Annotated in this window: 16 protein-coding genes; 9 read left to right on the forward strand and 7 right to left on the reverse strand. The window is 71.7% G+C overall.

The genetic code is table 11. The features are described from left to right. The first annotated feature begins 247 nt into the window (after positions 1-247). A complete protein-coding gene (locus CP970_RS09680; protein WP_224058339.1) occupies positions 248-1,993 on the forward strand; it encodes an AfsR/SARP family transcriptional regulator in 1,746 nt (581 codons plus the stop codon). Between the two features lie 110 nt (positions 1,994-2,103). On the opposite strand, the gene CP970_RS09685 is transcribed toward CP970_RS09680, so the two are convergent. After that, the gene (locus CP970_RS09685; protein ID WP_055544770.1) at positions 2,104-3,894 is read right to left on the reverse strand and encodes a fatty acyl-AMP ligase; all 1,791 of its coding nucleotides are present in this window, start codon (positions 3,892-3,894) and stop codon (positions 2,104-2,106) included. Positions 3,895-4,169: 275 nt separating this feature from the next. Between CP970_RS09685 and CP970_RS09690 the strand changes: the two genes are divergently transcribed. From CP970_RS09690 to CP970_RS09700, 3 genes are read left to right on the forward strand one after another with little or no spacing between them, the layout of a single operon-like run. Continuing rightward, positions 4,170-5,183 carry a beta-ketoacyl-ACP synthase III gene (locus CP970_RS09690; protein WP_055544769.1) on the forward strand — a complete coding sequence of 338 codons (1,014 nt, stop codon included), beginning with the start codon at positions 4,170-4,172 and terminating at the stop codon, positions 5,181-5,183. A 19-nt stretch (positions 5,184-5,202) separates the two neighbouring features. Then, a complete protein-coding gene (locus CP970_RS09695) occupies positions 5,203-5,433 on the forward strand; it encodes an acyl carrier protein (RefSeq protein ID WP_055544771.1) in 231 nt (76 codons plus the stop codon). Beyond that, complete coding sequence (locus tag CP970_RS09700) at positions 5,433-6,653, forward strand: beta-ketoacyl-[acyl-carrier-protein] synthase family protein (protein ID WP_055544768.1); 1,221 nt, start codon at positions 5,433-5,435, stop codon at positions 6,651-6,653. Before CP970_RS09695 ends, CP970_RS09700 begins: the two co-directional genes overlap by 1 nt. A gap of 70 nt (positions 6,654-6,723) precedes the next feature. On the opposite strand, the gene CP970_RS09705 is transcribed toward CP970_RS09700, so the two are convergent. Then, positions 6,724-7,842, reverse strand: coding sequence for a prephenate dehydrogenase (locus CP970_RS09705; protein ID WP_150493191.1), 1,119 nt, complete (start codon positions 7,840-7,842; stop codon positions 6,724-6,726). A gap of 186 nt (positions 7,843-8,028) precedes the next feature. Between CP970_RS09705 and CP970_RS44870 the strand changes: the two genes are divergently transcribed. Together CP970_RS44870 and CP970_RS44875 are read left to right on the forward strand one after the other, a co-directional pair. Beyond that, entirely contained in the window at positions 8,029-8,172 is a 144-nt protein-coding gene (locus CP970_RS44870) for a hypothetical protein (RefSeq protein WP_206188697.1), read from the forward strand. Positions 8,173-8,323: 151 nt separating this feature from the next. Then, on the forward strand, positions 8,324-8,515 hold the full coding sequence (locus CP970_RS44875) for a hypothetical protein (RefSeq protein ID WP_055554495.1): 192 nt from the start codon (positions 8,324-8,326) through the stop codon (positions 8,513-8,515). Here the strand turns inward: CP970_RS44875 and msrB are convergent. The 4 genes from msrB to CP970_RS09730 form a co-directional block, all read right to left on the reverse strand. Next, positions 8,496-8,903, reverse strand: a complete 408-nt coding sequence (gene msrB, locus CP970_RS09715) for a peptide-methionine (R)-S-oxide reductase MsrB (RefSeq protein ID WP_055554497.1) — start codon at positions 8,901-8,903, stop codon at positions 8,496-8,498. The two genes, CP970_RS44875 and msrB, sit on opposite strands and share 20 nt — an antisense overlap. Positions 8,904-8,922: 19 nt before the next feature. Continuing rightward, on the reverse strand, positions 8,923-10,317 hold the full coding sequence (gene murC / locus CP970_RS09720) for a UDP-N-acetylmuramate--L-alanine ligase (protein ID WP_055554499.1): 1,395 nt from the start codon (positions 10,315-10,317) through the stop codon (positions 8,923-8,925). 200 nt (positions 10,318-10,517) lie between these two features. Beyond that, on the reverse strand, positions 10,518-11,000 hold the full coding sequence (locus CP970_RS09725) for an indole-3-glycerol phosphate synthase (RefSeq protein WP_079043938.1): 483 nt from the start codon (positions 10,998-11,000) through the stop codon (positions 10,518-10,520). 132 nt (positions 11,001-11,132) lie between these two features. Continuing rightward, the gene (locus tag CP970_RS09730) at positions 11,133-12,014 is read right to left on the reverse strand and encodes a pyrimidine reductase family protein (protein ID WP_079043939.1); all 882 of its coding nucleotides are present in this window, start codon (positions 12,012-12,014) and stop codon (positions 11,133-11,135) included. 36 nt (positions 12,015-12,050) lie between these two features. Here CP970_RS09730 and zapE point away from each other — a divergent pair, with 36 nt between their 5' ends. From zapE to CP970_RS09745, 3 genes are all read left to right on the forward strand, one after another. Continuing rightward, positions 12,051-13,145 carry a cell division protein ZapE gene (gene zapE, locus CP970_RS09735; RefSeq protein ID WP_055554503.1) on the forward strand — a complete coding sequence of 365 codons (1,095 nt, stop codon included), beginning with the start codon at positions 12,051-12,053 and terminating at the stop codon, positions 13,143-13,145. A gap of 127 nt (positions 13,146-13,272) precedes the next feature. Then, positions 13,273-14,634: a PhoX family protein gene (locus tag CP970_RS09740; RefSeq protein WP_055554505.1), complete on the forward strand. Its 1,362-nt coding sequence runs from the start codon at positions 13,273-13,275 to the stop codon at positions 14,632-14,634. Between the two features lie 54 nt (positions 14,635-14,688). Further along, a complete protein-coding gene (locus CP970_RS09745) occupies positions 14,689-15,651 on the forward strand; it encodes a PPK2 family polyphosphate kinase (protein WP_055554508.1) in 963 nt (320 codons plus the stop codon). A 34-nt stretch (positions 15,652-15,685) separates the two neighbouring features. Here CP970_RS09745 and CP970_RS09750 read toward each other — a convergent pair whose 3' ends face one another. Then, positions 15,686-16,618: an NADP-dependent oxidoreductase gene (locus tag CP970_RS09750; protein ID WP_055554510.1), complete on the reverse strand. Its 933-nt coding sequence runs from the start codon at positions 16,616-16,618 to the stop codon at positions 15,686-15,688. Between the last annotated feature and the right edge of the window lie 162 nt (positions 16,619-16,780).

Genomic DNA, 16,780 nt, shown 5'->3' on the forward strand with positions numbered 1-16,780 from the left:
CTCCTTACGCCCCCGCGCGGCCATGCACAGTCTCCCTTCGAGCCGCCATTAATGCCGCAAGGTAATACCTGGGGGTAACTTCATGGAGTCGATTTTCTCGCCCTGCCCACCCCGACCTACGTCGGACAGCTCTGAGCGCACGACAGTCGATTACGTACCAACTCAACGAAGACAGCCGGCCAAGCAGGGCCTCGAGTTTCGAATACTCGGCCCTCTTGAGGTCCGCGCACGGTCGGAGAGCATCGCGGTGGGTGGGCCGCGCCAGCGTGCCGTACTCGCGGCGCTGCTGCTCTCGCCCGACCAGGTGGTCTCCGTCGACTCCCTGATCGAGCAGGTCTGGAGCGGCAGCCCGCCCAGCACCGGGCGCACCCAAGTGGCCATCTGCGTGGCCGCGTTGCGCAAGGTCTTCCGCGCCGCGGGCTGCGAGCAGACGGTGATCGCCACCGTCACCCCCGGCTATGTGTTCCGCTCCGACTCCCACACGCTTGACACCGTCACCTTCGCGCGCCTGGTGCGCGCGGGCGAGGAGCAGGCCCGCCGCGGGCGGCTCGCGGAGGCGGCCGACCTGATGCGCGACGCGCTCGGACTCTGGCGCGGCCCCGCGCTGAGCGACGTCACGTCGAACTTCGCCGAAGTGGAGGTGATGCGCCTGGACGAGGAACGCATGCACGCCATCGAACGACAGATGGCGCTGCGGCTTGAGTTGGGTGAGCACGACGCACTCCTTGGAGAACTGACCGCGCTCGTGCAGGCCAGGCCCCTGCGCGACCGGATGCGTGCCTATTTGATGCTGGCCCAGTACCGGTCGGGACGCCGCGCCGAGGCGCTCGAGACCTTCCGCGAGGGCAGCCAGATCTCCGTCGAGGAGCTCGGCATCGGCCTGAGCACCGAACTGCAGGAACTGCACCAGCTGATCCTCCAGGACGAGTCCCTCGACCTGGCCGCGCCCGCCCCCGCGACCGCCCCTTCCTCGCAGGAGGACAGCTGGTCGACCCCTGCCCAGCTCCCGCCCGGCATCCACGGATTCGTCGGCCGCGCCACCGAACTGGCCGCCCTCGACCAGGCCTTGCTCGGCCGCACCGAGCACGCGCCGCTGCCCGTCGGCTGCATCACCGGCAGCCCCGGCATCGGCAAGACCGGCCTGGCGCTGAGCTGGGCGCACCGCGCCGCCTCCCACTTCCCGGACGGCCAGCTCTTCATCGACCTCCAGGAGAACGGGCTCCCGCTGCACCCGCGCGAGGTCCTGCACCGCTTCCTGCGGGCCCTCGGCACCCCCGCCGACCGCATCCCCGTCGGCGTCGAGGAGTGTGCCGCGCTCTACCGCAGCAAGCTCGACGGCCGCCGCGTCCTCATCACCTTGGACAACGCTGTCTCCTTCGCCCAAGTGCGGCTTCTGCTGCCCGGCAGCGGCAAGTGCGGGGTCCTGGTCACCGGCAGGGACGGTCTCAACGACCTCCTCGAGAGCTCCGACACCCTGCGCGTACGGCTCGGCGCCCTGTCGTCCGACGAGTCCGTGTCGATGCTGCGCTCCATCACCCGCGACAGCCTCACGGCCACGGACCCGGAGACCCTGCGCACGCTCGCCGCGCTCTGCGACCACATTCCGCTCGCGCTGCGCGCCGCCGGGATCCGGCTGCAGAGCAGGCAGCACTGGTCGGCCGACGACCTGGTGGCCCGGCTGCGGGACCCCGAGCAGCGGCTCGCCGAGCTCAGCCACGGGGAGAACTCGCTGCGCAGCAGGTTCGACCGCTGCTTCCAGAACCTGAGCACCCGGGTGGCCGCCGCCTACCACCGGCTCGGTTCGATCGACACCCCGGAGTTCGACCTCACCACCGGCGCCAAGACGCTCTCCACGACGTCGGCCGAGGCGGAGGACCTGATCGAACGCCTGGTGGACGCCCACCTCCTGGAGGTCGTGGGGCGTGACGCGTGGGGCGGCTTCCGCTACCGCTGGAAGGAACTCCTGCGCTTCCACGCGCGCGCGGCCGGCTAGACCGGCACAACGGCGTACGGCGCTCCCGGCCGTCGTACGCCGGACACTGACGCACCGGCCGGGGCCCGTCCACGGAGCCCCGGCCCGACCCGCTCAGCAGGTGCGTACCGCTAGTCCTGCCAGTCCGCGTACAGCGGCTGGAGCGCGTCGGCGAGATAGAGCTCCCGCATCGCCACGCGCTGGATCTTCCCGCTCGTCGTACGCCGGACGCCGCCCCTGCGCAGCAGCGCCACGCCGCGTACCGGAAGGCCGAACTCGCGGCTGACCGTCTGCTTCATCTCGGCGGCGAGCCGCGCGTACTCCTCCTCGGGGAGCTGCCCCGTGACCTCCTGGGCCACCACGAGCACCTCCTCGTGACGGCCGCCGCGCTCCTCGACGACCGTGAAGGCGGCGCCGGGCAGTGTCGCCAGCTCCGTGTGGTGGCTGCGCAGTTCGTGCTCGACGTCCTGCGGGTAGAGGTTGCGGCCGTTGATCATCAGGGTCTCCTTCATCCGGCCCGTGATGAACAGCTCGCCGTCCAGGAGCGCGCCGAGGTCGCCCGTGCGCAGATAGCGGTCGCCCTCCAGCGTGGCGCCGAACGTCTCCACGGTGGCGGCCTCGTTGTCCCAGTACCCCTTGGCGACGCTGGGGCCGTTCAGCCAGATCTCGCCGACGTGCCCCTCCGCCAGGGCCTCGCCGCTGACGGGATCCACGATCCGGCAGGCCAGGTCGTGGACGTCGCCGCAGCTGACCAGCTCACGGGTCGCGGTCTCGGCGCCAGCGGCCCCCGTGGCCGGGGCGAGCACGTTCTTCTCCAGGAACTCGGCGTCGGCCACCAGCGTGACGGGCTCCCGCAGCACGGATCCGGAGACGTACAGGGTCGCCTCCGCCATGCCGTAGCAGGGCACGAGCGCGTCGGCCCGGAAGCCGTAGGGGGCGAACCGCTCGGTGAACTCCCGCAGCGTCGCGGCGTGCACGGGCTCCGAGCCGTTGATCGCGTAGCGCCAGCGCGACAGGTCGAGCCCCTCGATCTGCTCGTCCGTGACGCGCTGCACGCACAACTCGTACGCGAAGTTGGGGGCGTTGGAGTGCCCGATGTCGAACCGGTCGATGGCGCGCAGCCATTGGTGCGGGCGGCGCACGAACGTGATCGGGTTGAGCGTGACCACGCCCCTGCCGAGCAGCACGCCGGTGAGCAGGTGCCCGATGAGGCCCATGTCGTGGTAGAGCGGGATCCAGCCGCCGTGCCGGGTGCCGGGGGCTATGGCGAAGCTCTCCCCCATCGCCGCGACGTTGTGCAGCAGGTTGCCGTGGGTGATCACCACGCCCTTGGGGTCGGAGGTCGAGCCCGAGGTGTACTGGATCAGGGCGGGGGTCTCGGGGTTCGCGGCCTCGCCGGGCAGGCTCGCCGCGTCGTCGTACGAAGCCTCGCCGTCGTACGAAGCCTCGTCGTACGAAGCCGGGTCCTCCCCCGCGGTCACCAGCAGCGGCACGTCGTCGAGGGACTCCGTGCGCGCCCACTCGGAGACCGCGGGGTGGTTCTCCTCGTCGGTGAGGATCGCGCGGATGCCGCCCTGGCGCACGATGCCCTTGACCCGCTGGCGCTCGCGCCGGTTGCGTCCCGGCAGCGGGGCGGGGACGGTGATCAGACCCGCGTACAGGCAGCCGAAGAAGGCGATGGGGAACTGGGTGCCCGACGGGTACTGCAGGAGCACCCGGTCGCCCGCCCGCAGGCCGAGTTCCGTGCGCAGCCGGTCGGCGAGACGGCGGGCCGCCAGGTCGAGCCGGGCATAGGTCAGCGTGTCGTATCCGTCGTCGGTGTCCGGGACCCGGATGTGGATCACCGCCGCCTCGTCGGGCCGCGAGCGGGCGAGCCCGCGCAGGACCTGGGACAGGCTGGACGCCTTGCGTACGTCGGTCATCGTTCTCCACGTCGTCCGGGGCCGGCGGGCGGCGCGCGGCCGAGGGTGCGCTTGCCGAAAAGGCGCTTCTGATGCTGCCGCCCGACCGTAGAGAACTGCCTTATGTACCGAATATCGAGCAGCCATTCCCCGGCACAGGGCGCCGGATAACAGGGCGATACGCACCCCATATCCCTCGATCCGAGACTGAGGGGGCTCGACTGGTGGGCCGCCGGAATCCCCGCGGACCGCAGACCCGGGCCGCAGAGAGCGGATCCCCGTCCAAGGAGTGCCGGATGACAAGAGCGGGCACGAACACGGCAGTGATCGCCGGAGTGGGCGCCCATCTGCCGCCGAACACGGTGTCCAACCACGAGCTCGTGCGACGCCTGGACACGACGGACGACTGGATCCGGTCCCGTACCGGCATCGCGGTGCGGCACGTCATCTCCCCCGGGACCACCACCGCCGACCTCGCGGTCGAGGCGGGCGGGCGCGCGCTGAAGTCGGCGGGCCGCGACCGGGTGGACGCCGTCGTGCTCGCCACCACCACGCCCGACAGGCCCTGCCCCGCGACGGCCCCCGAGGTGGCGTCGCGGCTCGGTCTGACCGGCGTCGCCGCCTTCGACGTGTCGGCGGTGTGCACCGGATTCCTGTACGGCCTCGCGACCGGCGCCGGACTGATCGCGGCGGGCACCGCCGAGCACGTCCTGGTGATCGCCGCGGAGGCCTTCACCACCCTGATCGACCCCGACGACCGTACGACGGCGCCCATCTTCGGCGACGGCGCGGGCGCGGTGGTGCTGCGCGCGGGCACGCCCGACGAGCCCGGCGCCGTGGGCCGGACGCTGCTCGGCAGCGACGGCGAGAACGCCGACCTCGTCGCCGTCGGCACCAGCGGCACGGCGCGCCGCACCGAAGGCCCGCTGCCCCGCGAGGAGCGGTACTTCCGGATGGCGGGCAGCCAGGTCTTCCGGCACGCGGTGACGCGGATGTCCGTCGTCTGCGCCGACGCCCTGGCCGCCGCCGACTGGCGGGCCGAGGACGTCGACCTGCTCGTCGCCCACCAGGCCAACGCCCGCATCACATCCGCCGTGGCCGACTTCGTGGGCATCCCGCCCGAGCGGCGCGCCTCCAACATCGAGCGGGTCGGCAACACCGCGGGCGCCTCGGTGCCGATCCTGCTCGCCGACGCCGCGGCCGACGGCACCCTGCGCCCCGGCCACCGGGTGCTGCTCACCGCCTTCGGCGGGGGCCTCACCTGGGGTGCCACCACCCTCGTCTGGCCCGATGTGTCCCCCGTCCTCTGAAAAACGCTTGGAGTTCAGCATGTTCGACAAACTGCTCGCCATCCTCGGTGACCAGCTGCACCTCCCGGTCGAAGGCCTCACCCCCGAGACGACGCTCGCCGACGCCGAGCTGGACTCGCTCGCCCTGGTCGAGCTCAGCCTGATCCTGGAGAAGTCGCTCGGCTTCGAGATCCCGGAGGACTCCCTCACCGGCGTCACCACCCTCGGCGACGTCGTGGGCCTCATGGAGAACGCGGGCACGAGGGCCTGATGGAGCGTCACGACATCGCCGTCACCGGCCTCGGTCTCGTCACCCCCGCCGGCATCGGCGTGGAGACCAACTGGGAGACGGTGTGCGCCGGTCGGCCGACGGCCGCCATCGACGAGTCGCTCGCGGACAACCCGGTGCGGATCTCCAGCCGGGTGCCCGGGTTCGACGCCGCCGCGCTGCTCGGCGCCCGCCGCGCCCACCGCCTCGACCGCTTCATCCAGTACGCGCTCGTCGCGGTGCACGAGGCCCTCGCGGACGCCGGACTCGACGCGACGACGTGGGACGCCCCGCGCGTCGGTGTCGTGCTCGGCACCGCCCAGGGCGGGCAGTCCACCGTCGAGCGCCAGTACCAGGTGCTCGTCGACGAGGGCGCGTCGCGCGTCTCGCCGCTCCTGCTGCCCATGCAGCTGCCCAACATGCTGGCCGGGCAGGTCGCCATGGAGTGCGGGGCCCGCGGCCCGAACCTCGTCGTGGCCACGGCCTGCGCCTCGGGCACGACGGCCGTCGGCGTGGCCAGGGACCTGCTCCTCCTCGACCGCTGCGACATCGTGATCACCGGCGGCAGCGACGCGATGGTGACCCCGCTGATCATGGCGGGCTTCGCGCAGATGGGCGCGCTCTCGCGCCGCCAGGACGACCCGGCCGCCGCGTCCAGGCCCTTCGACGCGGACCGGGACGGCTTCGTGGGCGGCGAGGGCGCGGGCATCCTCGTCCTGGAACGCCTCGCGGACGCCAGGGCCAGGTCGGCCCGGGTGCACGCGCGCGTGGCCGGGTACGGCGCCAGTGCGGACGCCCACCACCTCAGCGCTCCCGACCCGCAGGGCCGCGGCATCGAGGCCGCCGTCCGCGCGGCGCTCGCGGACGCCGGGGCGGGTCCGGCGGACGTACGGCACATCAACGCCCATGGCACGTCGACCCCGTTGAACGACAGGGTCGAGGCCGCGGCGATCGAGCGCGTCTTCCCCGGCGGCCCGCTCGTCACCTCGACGAAGGGCGTCACCGGGCACCTCCTGGGTGCCGCGGGCGCGGTCGAGAGCATCTACACGGTCCTCGCGATCGAGCGCGGCGTGGTGCCCCCGACGGCGAACCTCAGCACCCTCGACCCCGCCGTCAACCTGGACGTGGCCGCCCTGGCCACCGAGGCCAAGGTCGACTTCGCGCTCAGCCATTCCATGGGATTCGGCGGCCAGAACGCGGTGCTCGCCTTCCAGGCGGCCTGACACCCCCCCCCACGGGTGACAGCGGGCCCGAACCGCGAAGGCGGTTCGGGCCCGCTGTCGTCGTTCCCGCCTACGCGGGTGTCGGCGCGTGCACCTGCCACCCCAGGTCCGTGAGCCACCGGGCGAGCTTGTCGGCCTCGGTCTCGTCGACGAGGAGCTCGATCAGACCGCTCGGCGACTTGGGGTCGTTGTCGATGCGCAGGTCCTCGACGTTGACCCCGCGACGGCTCACGTCCGAGAGCAACCGGGCCAGTTCGCCCTCGCGGTCGGGCAGCGCCACCCGCAGCTGGGCGAAGACCCGGTCCTGCGGGCCGTACTTGACGGGGATCCTGGCGCGGCCGTCGCGGCCCTCCTCCAGGACGGTGCGCAGCCACTGCCTGGCCTCGGCGTCCTCGTCGGCGGCGCGGTCCTCGCCGCCCGCGGTCAGCGAACGCAGCGCCCGCAGCGTCGTGTCGACGTCATGGGCGAGCACCTCCAGGGCGTCGCGGACGGCCGTCGCGTTGGAGCCGAGGATGTCCGTCCACAGCTCGGGGTCGCCCGCCGAGATCCTGGTGAAGTCGCGCAGGCCGGAGCCGACGAGGGTCAGCGCGTGCGGGTCGGCCTCGCGAAGGAGCCGCGCCGTGAGGCTGGAAAGGAGGTGCGGCAGGTGCGAGGTGACGGCGATGGCCCGGTCGTGGTCGTGCGCGTCCATCGTCACCAGGTTGGCCCCGCACAGCTCGACGAGCTGCCGGGCCGCGCCGGACGTCGCGTCGGAGGTGTGCGCGGTGGGGGTGAGCACCCACGGCTTGGCGTGGAAGAGGTCGCCGCGCGCCGCCGCCGGGCCGGGCTTCTCGCGCCCGGCGATGGGGTGCCCGCCGACGAAGCTGGACGTGTCGAACCCGGGACCGCCCGGCCCCGCGCGGCCGAGCGTCTTCACGCTGGCCACATCGGTGTAGTGCAGGGCGGTCCCGCGCCGCTGCGCGTCGCTCAGGACGCCGGGCACGTGCCGGGGAGGCACCGCGAGCACGGCGAGGTCCGTCGGCCCGCCGGGCGCCGCGAGGCTGCCCGCGCCCATCGCCTCGGCGATGCGCAGTGCTTCCTCGCTGGCGTCCTGGAGGTGGACCCGCACGCGCCGCTCGGTGAGGGCCAGGGCGATGGACGTCCCGATCATGCCGGTGCCGATGATCGTGACGGTGTCGACGGGGGTCATGGGGGCTGAGCCCACGGAAGTGTTCCCCACTTCTTCTCGGCAACGAAGGCGTGACAGGACTCCCGAACGCTAACCACGCCCGTTATCGCTCACTTATCGGGAAAAGACGATCAAGAAGCCATTCGCATACGCGGAGTTCCCGGGGCATTCAGCCGGGATTTAGCCCGCCCGTGGACCGTGTCCCGCATGAATCCCGTGGTGCACAGGGCCGCCGAACTCGACGCCTGGATCAGGAGTTTCCACGACTCCGCCGAAGCCGCACGTACTCCTGGCTCCCACGGCGGCGTACGCCTGGTGTGTCTGCCGCACGCCGGGGGCAGCGCGAGCTGATCGCCGTACGCATGGAGGACCGGCTCGGCACACCGCCCGCGGCCCTCTTCCTCTCCGGACGGCGGGCGCCCTCACACTTCCGTACGGAGCGGGTGCACCTCCGCGACGACGCGGGGTCCTCGCCGAACTCGCCGCGCAGGGCGGCACGGACATGCGGCTGCTGCGGGACCCGGACGTACTGGCCATGGTGCTGCCGACGGTCCGCAACGAGGAGCGGCACAGCCGTGGCGCCTTCGCCCTGCGGACCTTCCCCGGTGGCCACTTCTTCCTGGACGACCACCGGGAGTCCGTCGTGGACCTCGTGCGCACGACCCTCGCGGGACTCAGCCCTCGTCGGCCGTGAGCCGCAGCGAGATCGAGTTGATGCAGTACCGCTGGTCCGTGGGCGTCGCGTACCCCTCGCCCTCGAAGACGTGCCCGAGGTGCGAGCCGCAGCGTGCGCAGCGCACCTCGGTGCGCACCATGCCGTGCGAGGTGTCCGCGATCAGCTCGACCGCGTCCGTGTCCTTCGGGTCGAAGAAGCTCGGCCAGCCGCAGTGCGACTCGAACTTCTCGCCGGAGGTGAAGAGCTCGGCGCCGCACGCCCGGCAGGAGTAGACGCCCTGGGTCTTGGTGTCGGTGTACTCGCCGACGAACGCGGGCTCGGTGCCCGCCTGGCGCAGGACCGCGTACTCCGAGGGGCTCAGCTGCGCGCGCCACTCCTCGTCCGGCTTCTCTACGTCGTACGACATGACGGGAACCTCTTGCTTCCTACTTCGAGAGATCGGCCAGGATCCGCGGGCCGAGGTCCGTGACGTCGCCCGCGCCCATGGTGAGAACGAGATCGCCGGGCTTCGCCATTCCCGCGATCTCCCGCACCGCCTCGTCCTTGTCGCCCGCGGCCCGCACCTCGGCGCCCGCGGCACGGGCGGCGTCGATGATCAGGGTGCTGGTGATGCCGGGGATCGGGTCCTCGCGGGCCGGGTAGATGTCGAGGACGACGGAGGAGTCGGCGAGCGCGAGGGCCTGGCCCATCTCCGTGCCCAGCTCCTGGGTGCGCGAGAAGAGGTGGGGCTGGAAGAGGACGAGGATGCGGGATTCGCCCGCGGCGGAGCGCATCGCCTCCAGGTCGGCCGTCATCTCGGTCGGGTGGTGCGCGTAGGAGTCGATGACCTGGACGCCCGCGGCCTCGCCCTTGAGCTGGAGGCGGCGCTTGACGCCCGTGTACGACTTCAGGGCGCCTGCCAGGTTCCGGGACGGGATGCCGAGCGCGATGCCCGCCGCGAGGGCCGCGACCGCGTTGCCCGCGTAGTGCCGCCCGGGCACCGAGACCGTGAAGGTGAGCAGCTTGCCGTCGAGCAGGACGGTGACCTCGCTGGTCAGGCCGCGCGCGGTGATCTTGTGGATGCGCAGGTCGGCGTCCTCGGACTCGCCGTAGGTGACGACCTTCAGCTCGCCCAGGTCGCGCACGCGCTTGGTCAGCTCGACCGCGCCCGCCTGGTCCGCGGAGATGACGAGCGTGCCGCCGGGCACGACCTTGCCCGCGAAGATCTCGAAGGACTCGTAGATCTCGTCCATCGACGCGTAGTTGGCGTGGTGGTCGAGCTCCACGTTGAGGACGATGGCGACCTCGGGCGCGTACTTGTGGAAGCTGCGGTCGCTCTCATCCGCCTCGGCGACGAAGATGTCGCCCGCGCCGTGCAGCGCGTTCGAACCCGGCACGTCCAGGTCGCCGCCGATCGCGTACGACGGGTCGAGGCCGAGGGCGGCGAGCGTGACCGCGAGCATCGAGGTCGTGGTGGTCTTGCCGTGCGTACCGGCGACCGCGATCGGGCGCAGGCCCCCCATCAGGGCGGCGAGGGCGTCCGAGCGGTGCACGACGGGGATGCCGAGCTCGGTGGCGCGGGCCAGCTCGGGGTTGTCGGCGCGGATCGCGGAGGAGACGACGACACAGCTCGCGTCGGACGCGAGGTGCGCGGCGTCGTGCCCGATGTGGACCGTGGCACCGAGGGCGCGCAGCGAATCGGCGGTGGCGGAGTCCCGGGCGTCGCTGCCCGCGACCTCGGCGCCGCGCTGGGCCAGGATCTTCGCGATGCCCGACATTCCGGCGCCGCCGATGCCGATGAAGTGCGGTCGGTCCATGGCGGTAGGAAGGCCGGGTGCCATGCGTATGTCTCCCAAATCGTACGTAGCTGAGCACCCCAGCCTAGTAGCACCCGAGCCCCGCGAGGGGCGCGGGGAACTGCGCAAGGGCCGCAAAGCGGCCCGTCAGGGGCGCGGGGCTGTGACACTGGCGGCTCCGCCGCGGGGCGCGCCCAGCCACGACGGACCCGCAGCCTGAAATCCGCCCAACCCAGCGGTAGCGCCTACGCCTCGTCGGCAAGACTGTGCGAGAACAGCTTCAGCACCGGAACCCCCACCTTGTGCCGCGCCCGCGAAGCCCAGTCCCGGTGGAAGAACTCCTCCACGTAGTGGGGATCGGTCAGCACGATGACCTCGTCGGCGTCCACGTCGTCGACGAGGGACTTGAGCGCGTCGAGGGGGTGATCCTCGATGAGCCGCCCCGTCGCCTCACAGCCCGCCGTGCGCAGCGCGACCAGGGAGACCTGCAGCGCCTGCTCGCCGGGCCCCGTCGCGTCCTGCCCCTCGGGCGTCTCCCCCTCGCGCGCCGCCTCGTCGAGCTCGCCGAGCGCGACGTCGTCGATGGCCCTGAGGAGCCGGTCCGCCTGGTCGCCCCTGGGCTGGAGCAGCACGTGGAAGGTGACCTGCTCATCGCCGTGCAAGGTGGTGACGAACTCCACGTCGGCGGACGTCAGGGCCTTCTCGATCATCAATACGCTCGTGAACACTGCAGGCGCCCTTCTCGTCCGTGGGCCGTCGCGAGGCCCCTGCGGAAACCATCCTGCCCCGTGACCGCACGGGGTCTGCGAGATCTAGTGTGCCCAGCGGAAGGCAAACGGAACGACTGATTCCGCTGATTGTCAGGTACGACGGTATCGGGTGAAGAGAAACCCGGCCTCCTCCAGTACGGACGTCAGTACGAATTTTTCGGGCACCGAGACCGAGGGCCCGCCCGCGATGCGCTGGGCGTCCCCGGCGGTGAGCATCGGCGAGATCGTCAGACAGAGCTCGTCGAGTACCCCAGCCGCCACGAACTGACCCAGCAGCCGGGGCCCCCCTTCGGTGAGCAGCCGGGTGAGACCCCGCTCGGCAAGGGCCGGGGCCACCCGCTCCGGCGCCACGGCCGCGCCCTCGCCCGCGATCACCACGACGGCGCCCGCCTTGCGGGCCTCGGCCATCCGGTCGGCGGGGGCGGCCGCGCCGGTCACCACGAGCGTCGGCGCGAGCGGCGCGGTGAAGAGCGGAAGCGTGAAATCCAGGTCCAGACCGGCGCTGACCACGGCGACCGCGGGCGCCGCGGTCTGCCCGGCGGCCGCCCTGCGGGCCGCGAACGCCTCACGCGCGCGCGTCGGCCGGTACCCCTCCTGGCGCACCGTCTGCGCCCCGACGATCACCACGTCGGCGAGCCCGCGCAGGGTGCCGAAGATCCGCATGTCGGTGTCGTTGGAGATCGGCTGGGAGCGCCCGTCGTGCTGGGCTGCGCCGTCGAGCGTGGACACCATGTTGGCGCGCAGCCAGGGTGCGCCGCCGCCGGGATAGGCGTACGCGTCGGCCAGCTCGTCGAGCCCCCACGCCCTGCCCGCCGCACCGGCCGCGCCGCCCACGCCGGGCGCACTGTCCGTGCCGTGCGCGCCTTCCGCACGATCATCCGTACGGTCGTGCGCCCGGTCAGGTGTCCGGTCCTCCGTCCGGGCGTCCTTCCGGTCGCATGTCTGGTCGGTCACAGGGAACAGGCGTCGCATATCCGCAGTCTTGCACGCCCCTTAAGGTTGGGAACCGTGTCGTCCTCCACCGCCGCCCTCGGGCAGACCCCCATAGCCGAAGCGGCTCCGCTGTCCCTCTGCGCACGCGAGCCCCACGTCCCCGCCGACCGTCTGGTCGCCGAGATGGTGCCGCCGCCGCGCTTCGACTCGGTCCGCTTCGCCACGTACATCCCCGACCCGAACCAGCCGAGCCAGACCGAGGCCGTCAGCGTCCTCAGCGGCTTCGCCGCAGGGCTCGGCGGGGCGCACGCCAGCGGCGCGGCCAAGAAGCGGTGGTTCGGCAGGTCCAAGCCCGTCGCACCCGCGGGCCCCCGCGGCGTCTACCTCGACGGCGGCTACGGAGTCGGCAAGACCCACCTGCTCGCCTCCCTCTGGCACGCGACGCCCGCGGCGCCCGAGAAGAAGGCGTTCGGCACCTTCGTGGAGCTCACCAACCTGGTCGGCGCGCTCGGTTTCCAGCAGACCGTCCGCACGCTCGGCGAGCACCGGCTGCTCTGCATCGACGAGTTCGAGCTCGACGACCCGGGCGACACGGTGCTCGTCTCCTCGCTCCTCGCCAGGCTGGTGGACCAGGGCGTCGCCCTGGCGGCGACCTCGAACACGCTGCCGGGCAAGCTCGGCGAGGGCCGGTTCGCCTCCGTCGACTTCCTGCGCGAGATCCAGGGCCTTTCCGCCCACTTCAAGGCGCTGCGCATCGACGGCGACGACTACCGCCACCGGGGTCTTCCCGAGGCCCCCGCCCCGTACTCCGACGAGCAGGTCACCAAGGCGGCGTACGCGACCGACCGCGCGGCCCTCGACGACTTCCCGCACCTGCTCGCGCACCTGGCCAAGGTCCACCCCAGCCGGTACGGCGCGCTGACGGACGGCGTCGCCGCGGTGTGCCTGACCGATGTGACACCGGTGCCCGACCAGTCGACCGCCCTGCGTCTCGTGGTGCTCGCCGACCGGCTGTACGACCGGGAGGTGCCGGTGCTCGCCTCCGGTGTGCCCTTCGACCGGCTCTTCAGCGAGGACATGCTCAACGGCGGGTACCGGAAGAAGTACTTCCGCGCCATCTCGCGTCTCACGGCGCTCGCGCGGGACGCCAAGGGGCTCGTGGGCGAGTAGCCCCACCGGGGCGGGGACGCGGAACGGCAGGCGAAAACAGATAGCTACGCGCGTGGTTCCCGTGCACCAGAGCGCGTGGTACACACATCCGGTCACATTCCTGTCCGCCAGCAGGAGGTTGCCCATCATGTCTGCCACTCGACGTCAGGTTCTCGCCCGTACCGGTGCTGTAGGCGCGGGAATCGCCTTCACCGGAGCGCTTTCGGAACTCTTCGCGGGCACGGCCGCCGCACACGGGAAGGCCGGTTACGGCCCCCTCGTCCCCGACCCCGAGGGGCTGCTCGACCTCCCCAAGGGCTTTCGCTACAAGGTCCTTTCGCGCGAGGGCGACGACCTTCGCTCCGGTGAGGGCAAGGTGCCGAGCAACCACGACGGCATGGCCGCCTTCCGAGGCAAGCACGGCGGGGTCAACCTCGTGCGCAATCACGAGAACCGCGTCACCGGCAAGATCGGCGTACCGACGGTCGAGGGCCTGACGTACGACCCGATGGCCAAGGGCGGCTGTACGGCGCTCGCGCTCGACCGGAGAAACAACGTCGTCGGCGAACGCGTCGCCATCGCCGGAACCGCCGTCAACTGCGCGGGCGGGCCCACCCCTTGGGGCACCTGGCTGACCTGCGAGGAGACCGAGGACAAGGCCGGTACCAACGGCTACACCAAGGACCACGGCTTCATCTTCGAGGTCGACCCGGTGGACCCGCACCGCACCGGCGCCGTGCCGCTGACCGCGATGGGCCGCTTCCAGCACGAGGCGATCGCCGTCGACCCCCGGCGCGGCGTCGTCTACGAGACCGAGGACGCCTTCCTCAAGCCCTTCGGCCTCTTCTACCGCTTCCTGCCCAACAAGCCGGAGGGCGGCCGGGGTTCACTGCGCGCGGGCGGCAAGCTGCAGGCCATGCGGGTGCCCGGCGTCCCCGATCTCTCCGCCGTCCAGGAGACGGGCGCGTGCTTCGACGGCGTCGAATGGGTCGACGTCCCCGACCCGCTCGCGGCCCAGACCCCCATCCGCCTCCAGGACTTCGGGCCCAAGGGCATCACGCACGCGCAGAAGCTGGAGGGCTGCTACTGGGGCGGCTCGTCCGTCTACTTCGTGTCCTCCTTCGCCCACAGCGCGGAGGGCTCGGCGGCCGACCACTTCGGCCAGATCTGGCGCTACGACCCGTCCAGGCGCCGCCTCACCCTGGTGATCGTGTTCGGCCCGAGCACCGACATCCAGCTGCCAGGCGAGTCCCCCGACAACATCTGCCTCGTGCCCACCGGCGGCCTGATGGTCTGCGAGGACGGCAGCGGCGCCCAGCACGTCTACGGCCTCACCCGGCGCGGCGAGGTCTACCCGATGGCCCGCGGCCGCCAGAACATCGGCACGCCTCAGGAGCCCGAGTGGGGCGAGTTCGCCGGGGTGACGTTCTCGCCCGACCACGACACGATGTACGTGAACTGCTACACGCCCGGCACGACGTTCGCCGTGACGGGGCCCTGGCACAAGTAGCGGCCCCCGGGCCCTCGTCGCACGATCGAGGGACACGACCGGAAGGGGTGCGCGGTGGCGAAGGCCAAGAAGGACGGCAAGAGCGCCAAGAAGGACGGCAGGAGCGCCAAGGAGGACGGCAAGGGCGCGAAGAAGCGGGGCAAGGGCGCCAAGAAGGACGCGGGAAAGACGGCCCCGCCCCGGCTCGGTGACCTGCTGCGCATCCCCGAAGGGGAGAGGGTCGACCTCTCCTCGTACGACGCGGCCGCGACCCCCGCGGGCCCCGCAGACAAGCTCGCGGGCCTCGCGGCCACCGCCCGCATGGGCGAACGCCTCGCCGACCTCCAGGAGCGCCTGTACGCCGCGAGCACCGCGGGCGACCGCCGCCGCGTCCTCCTGGTCCTCCAGGGCATGGACACCAGCGGCAAGGGCGGCACGGTGAAGCACGTCATCGGCCTGTTCAACCCCTCGGGCTGCCGCATCAAGGCCTTCAAGGCGCCCACGTCCGAGGAACAGAACCACCCGTTCCTCTGGCGCGTCATGAAGGCGCTCCCCCAGCCCGGCGAGATCGGCATCTTCGACCGCTCGCACTACGAGGACGTCCTCATCGCCCGCGTCCGCGAACTGGTCCCCCGCAGCCAGCTCGGCCGCCGCTACGGCCAGATCAACCGCTTCGAGAAGTCCCTGGCCGACGACGGCGTCACCGTCGTCAAGTGCTTCCTCCACATCTCGTACGCCCAGCAACGCCGCCGCCTCCTCGAACGCCTCGACAACCCTGACAAACACTGGAAGTTCAACCCCGGCGACATCGAGGAACGCGCCCTGTGGCCCGCCTACCAGGAGGCCTACGAACTGGCCCTGGAACGCTGCTCCACCGAGGCGGCCCCCTGGCACCTGATCCCCGCGGACCGCAAGTGGTACCGCAACTGGGCCATCAGCAAGCTGCTCCTGGAACACCTGGAGTCGCTGGACCCGAAGTACCCGGCGGCGGACTTCGACGTCGAGGAGAGCAGGAAGAGGCTGCTGAGCGAGGGCTGAGGGGCGGCGGCTGCTGCCCCGTACCCGGTTCCGATCAGAGGGTGAGGACGAGCTTGCCCTGAAGGTGGCCGCCGTCGAGCAGCCGGTGTGCGTCGGCCACGCGCTCGAAGGGGAACGTCTCCTGCACGTGGACCCGGAGCCTGCCCTGTTCGGCGAGGGCGACGAGACCACGCAGGGCGACCGGATCGGGGTCGACCGCGATGCCGCTGAACCGCATACCGGCCGCCTCGTACATGGCGATGAGCCCCGAGTCCTCCTCGGCGACCGCCGTCACCAGGTGGCCGCCCGGGCGGAGCACGCCGAGCGACCGTTCGCCGGTGTCGCCGCCGATCGTGTCGAGCACGACGTCGACGTCCCGGACCGCCTCGGCGAAGTCGGCCTTCGTGTAGTCGATCACCTCGTCGGCGCCGAACTCCTCGACGAACGTCCGCTTGCTCGCACTCGCGGTCGTGATCACGTACGCGCCGAGCGCTTTCGCGATCTGGATCGCGACGTGGCCGACCCCGCCGCCACCGCCGTGGACCAGGACGCGGTCGCCCTCGCTCACGCCGCCGAGATCGACGAGGCCCTGCCACGCCGTGAGCCCGACGATCGGCAGCGCCGCCGCCTGGACGTGCGAGAGAGAATCCGGCTTACGCATGAGGTGCAACGCCGGGGCCGACACGACCTCGGCGTACGCACCCGCGGCCCGCGGGAACAGCGGCATCCCGAACACCTCGTCACCGGGCCTGAACCGATAGGTCAGCGACCCCTTCTCGACCACGCCGCTGATGTCCCAGCCGAGGACGAACGGCGGCCGGCCGATCAACGGCGGGAACTCACCGGCGCGCAGGCGCGCCTCCAGCGGGTTCAGCCCGATCGCCTTGACGCGGACGAGGACTTCGGTCGGCAGGGGCCGGGGCTCGGGGGCGTCCACGATGCTGAGCACTTCCGGGCCGCCGAGCGTCTCCTGGGTAATGACTCGCATGACTCTCCTGGTTCTCCTGGTTCTCCTGGCTTTGGAAGGGGAGAGAACCCAGGCTAGGAATGCGCGAGGAACCAGCCGGTACCTGCGGCACAGAGCCCTGGTGGAGGACGGCCGCCACGTCGGCACCAATGACAGCGGGTCCTACGAAATCGCGTATCGGCT

The sequence above is a fragment of the Streptomyces kanamyceticus genome (assembly GCF_008704495.1).
In the GTDB taxonomy this organism is placed as follows: domain Bacteria; phylum Actinomycetota; class Actinomycetes; order Streptomycetales; family Streptomycetaceae; genus Streptomyces; species Streptomyces kanamyceticus.

Coding starts and splice junctions, on each gene's coding strand:
- msrB (WP_055554497.1), bottom strand. CDS start 8,903: ATGTCGTACGACGTAGAGAAGCCGGACGAGGAGTGGCGCGCGCAGCTG.
- CP970_RS09695 (WP_055544771.1), top strand. CDS start 5,203: ATGTTCGACAAACTGCTCGCCATCCTCGGTGACCAGCTGCACCTCCCG.
- CP970_RS09685 (WP_055544770.1), bottom strand. CDS start 3,894: ATGACCGACGTACGCAAGGCGTCCAGCCTGTCCCAGGTCCTGCGCGGG.
- CP970_RS09740 (WP_055554505.1), top strand. CDS start 13,273: ATGTCTGCCACTCGACGTCAGGTTCTCGCCCGTACCGGTGCTGTAGGC.
- CP970_RS09700 (WP_055544768.1), top strand. CDS start 5,433: ATGGAGCGTCACGACATCGCCGTCACCGGCCTCGGTCTCGTCACCCCC.
- CP970_RS44870 (WP_206188697.1), top strand. CDS start 8,029: ATGAATCCCGTGGTGCACAGGGCCGCCGAACTCGACGCCTGGATCAGG.
- CP970_RS09705 (WP_150493191.1), bottom strand. CDS start 7,842: ATGACCCCCGTCGACACCGTCACGATCATCGGCACCGGCATGATCGGG.
- CP970_RS09730 (WP_079043939.1), bottom strand. CDS start 12,014: ATGCGACGCCTGTTCCCTGTGACCGACCAGACATGCGACCGGAAGGAC.
- CP970_RS44875 (WP_055554495.1), top strand. CDS start 8,324: ATGCGGCTGCTGCGGGACCCGGACGTACTGGCCATGGTGCTGCCGACG.
- CP970_RS09690 (WP_055544769.1), top strand. CDS start 4,170: ATGACAAGAGCGGGCACGAACACGGCAGTGATCGCCGGAGTGGGCGCC.
- murC (WP_055554499.1), bottom strand. CDS start 10,317: ATGGCACCCGGCCTTCCTACCGCCATGGACCGACCGCACTTCATCGGC.
- CP970_RS09750 (WP_055554510.1), bottom strand. CDS start 16,618: ATGCGAGTCATTACCCAGGAGACGCTCGGCGGCCCGGAAGTGCTCAGC.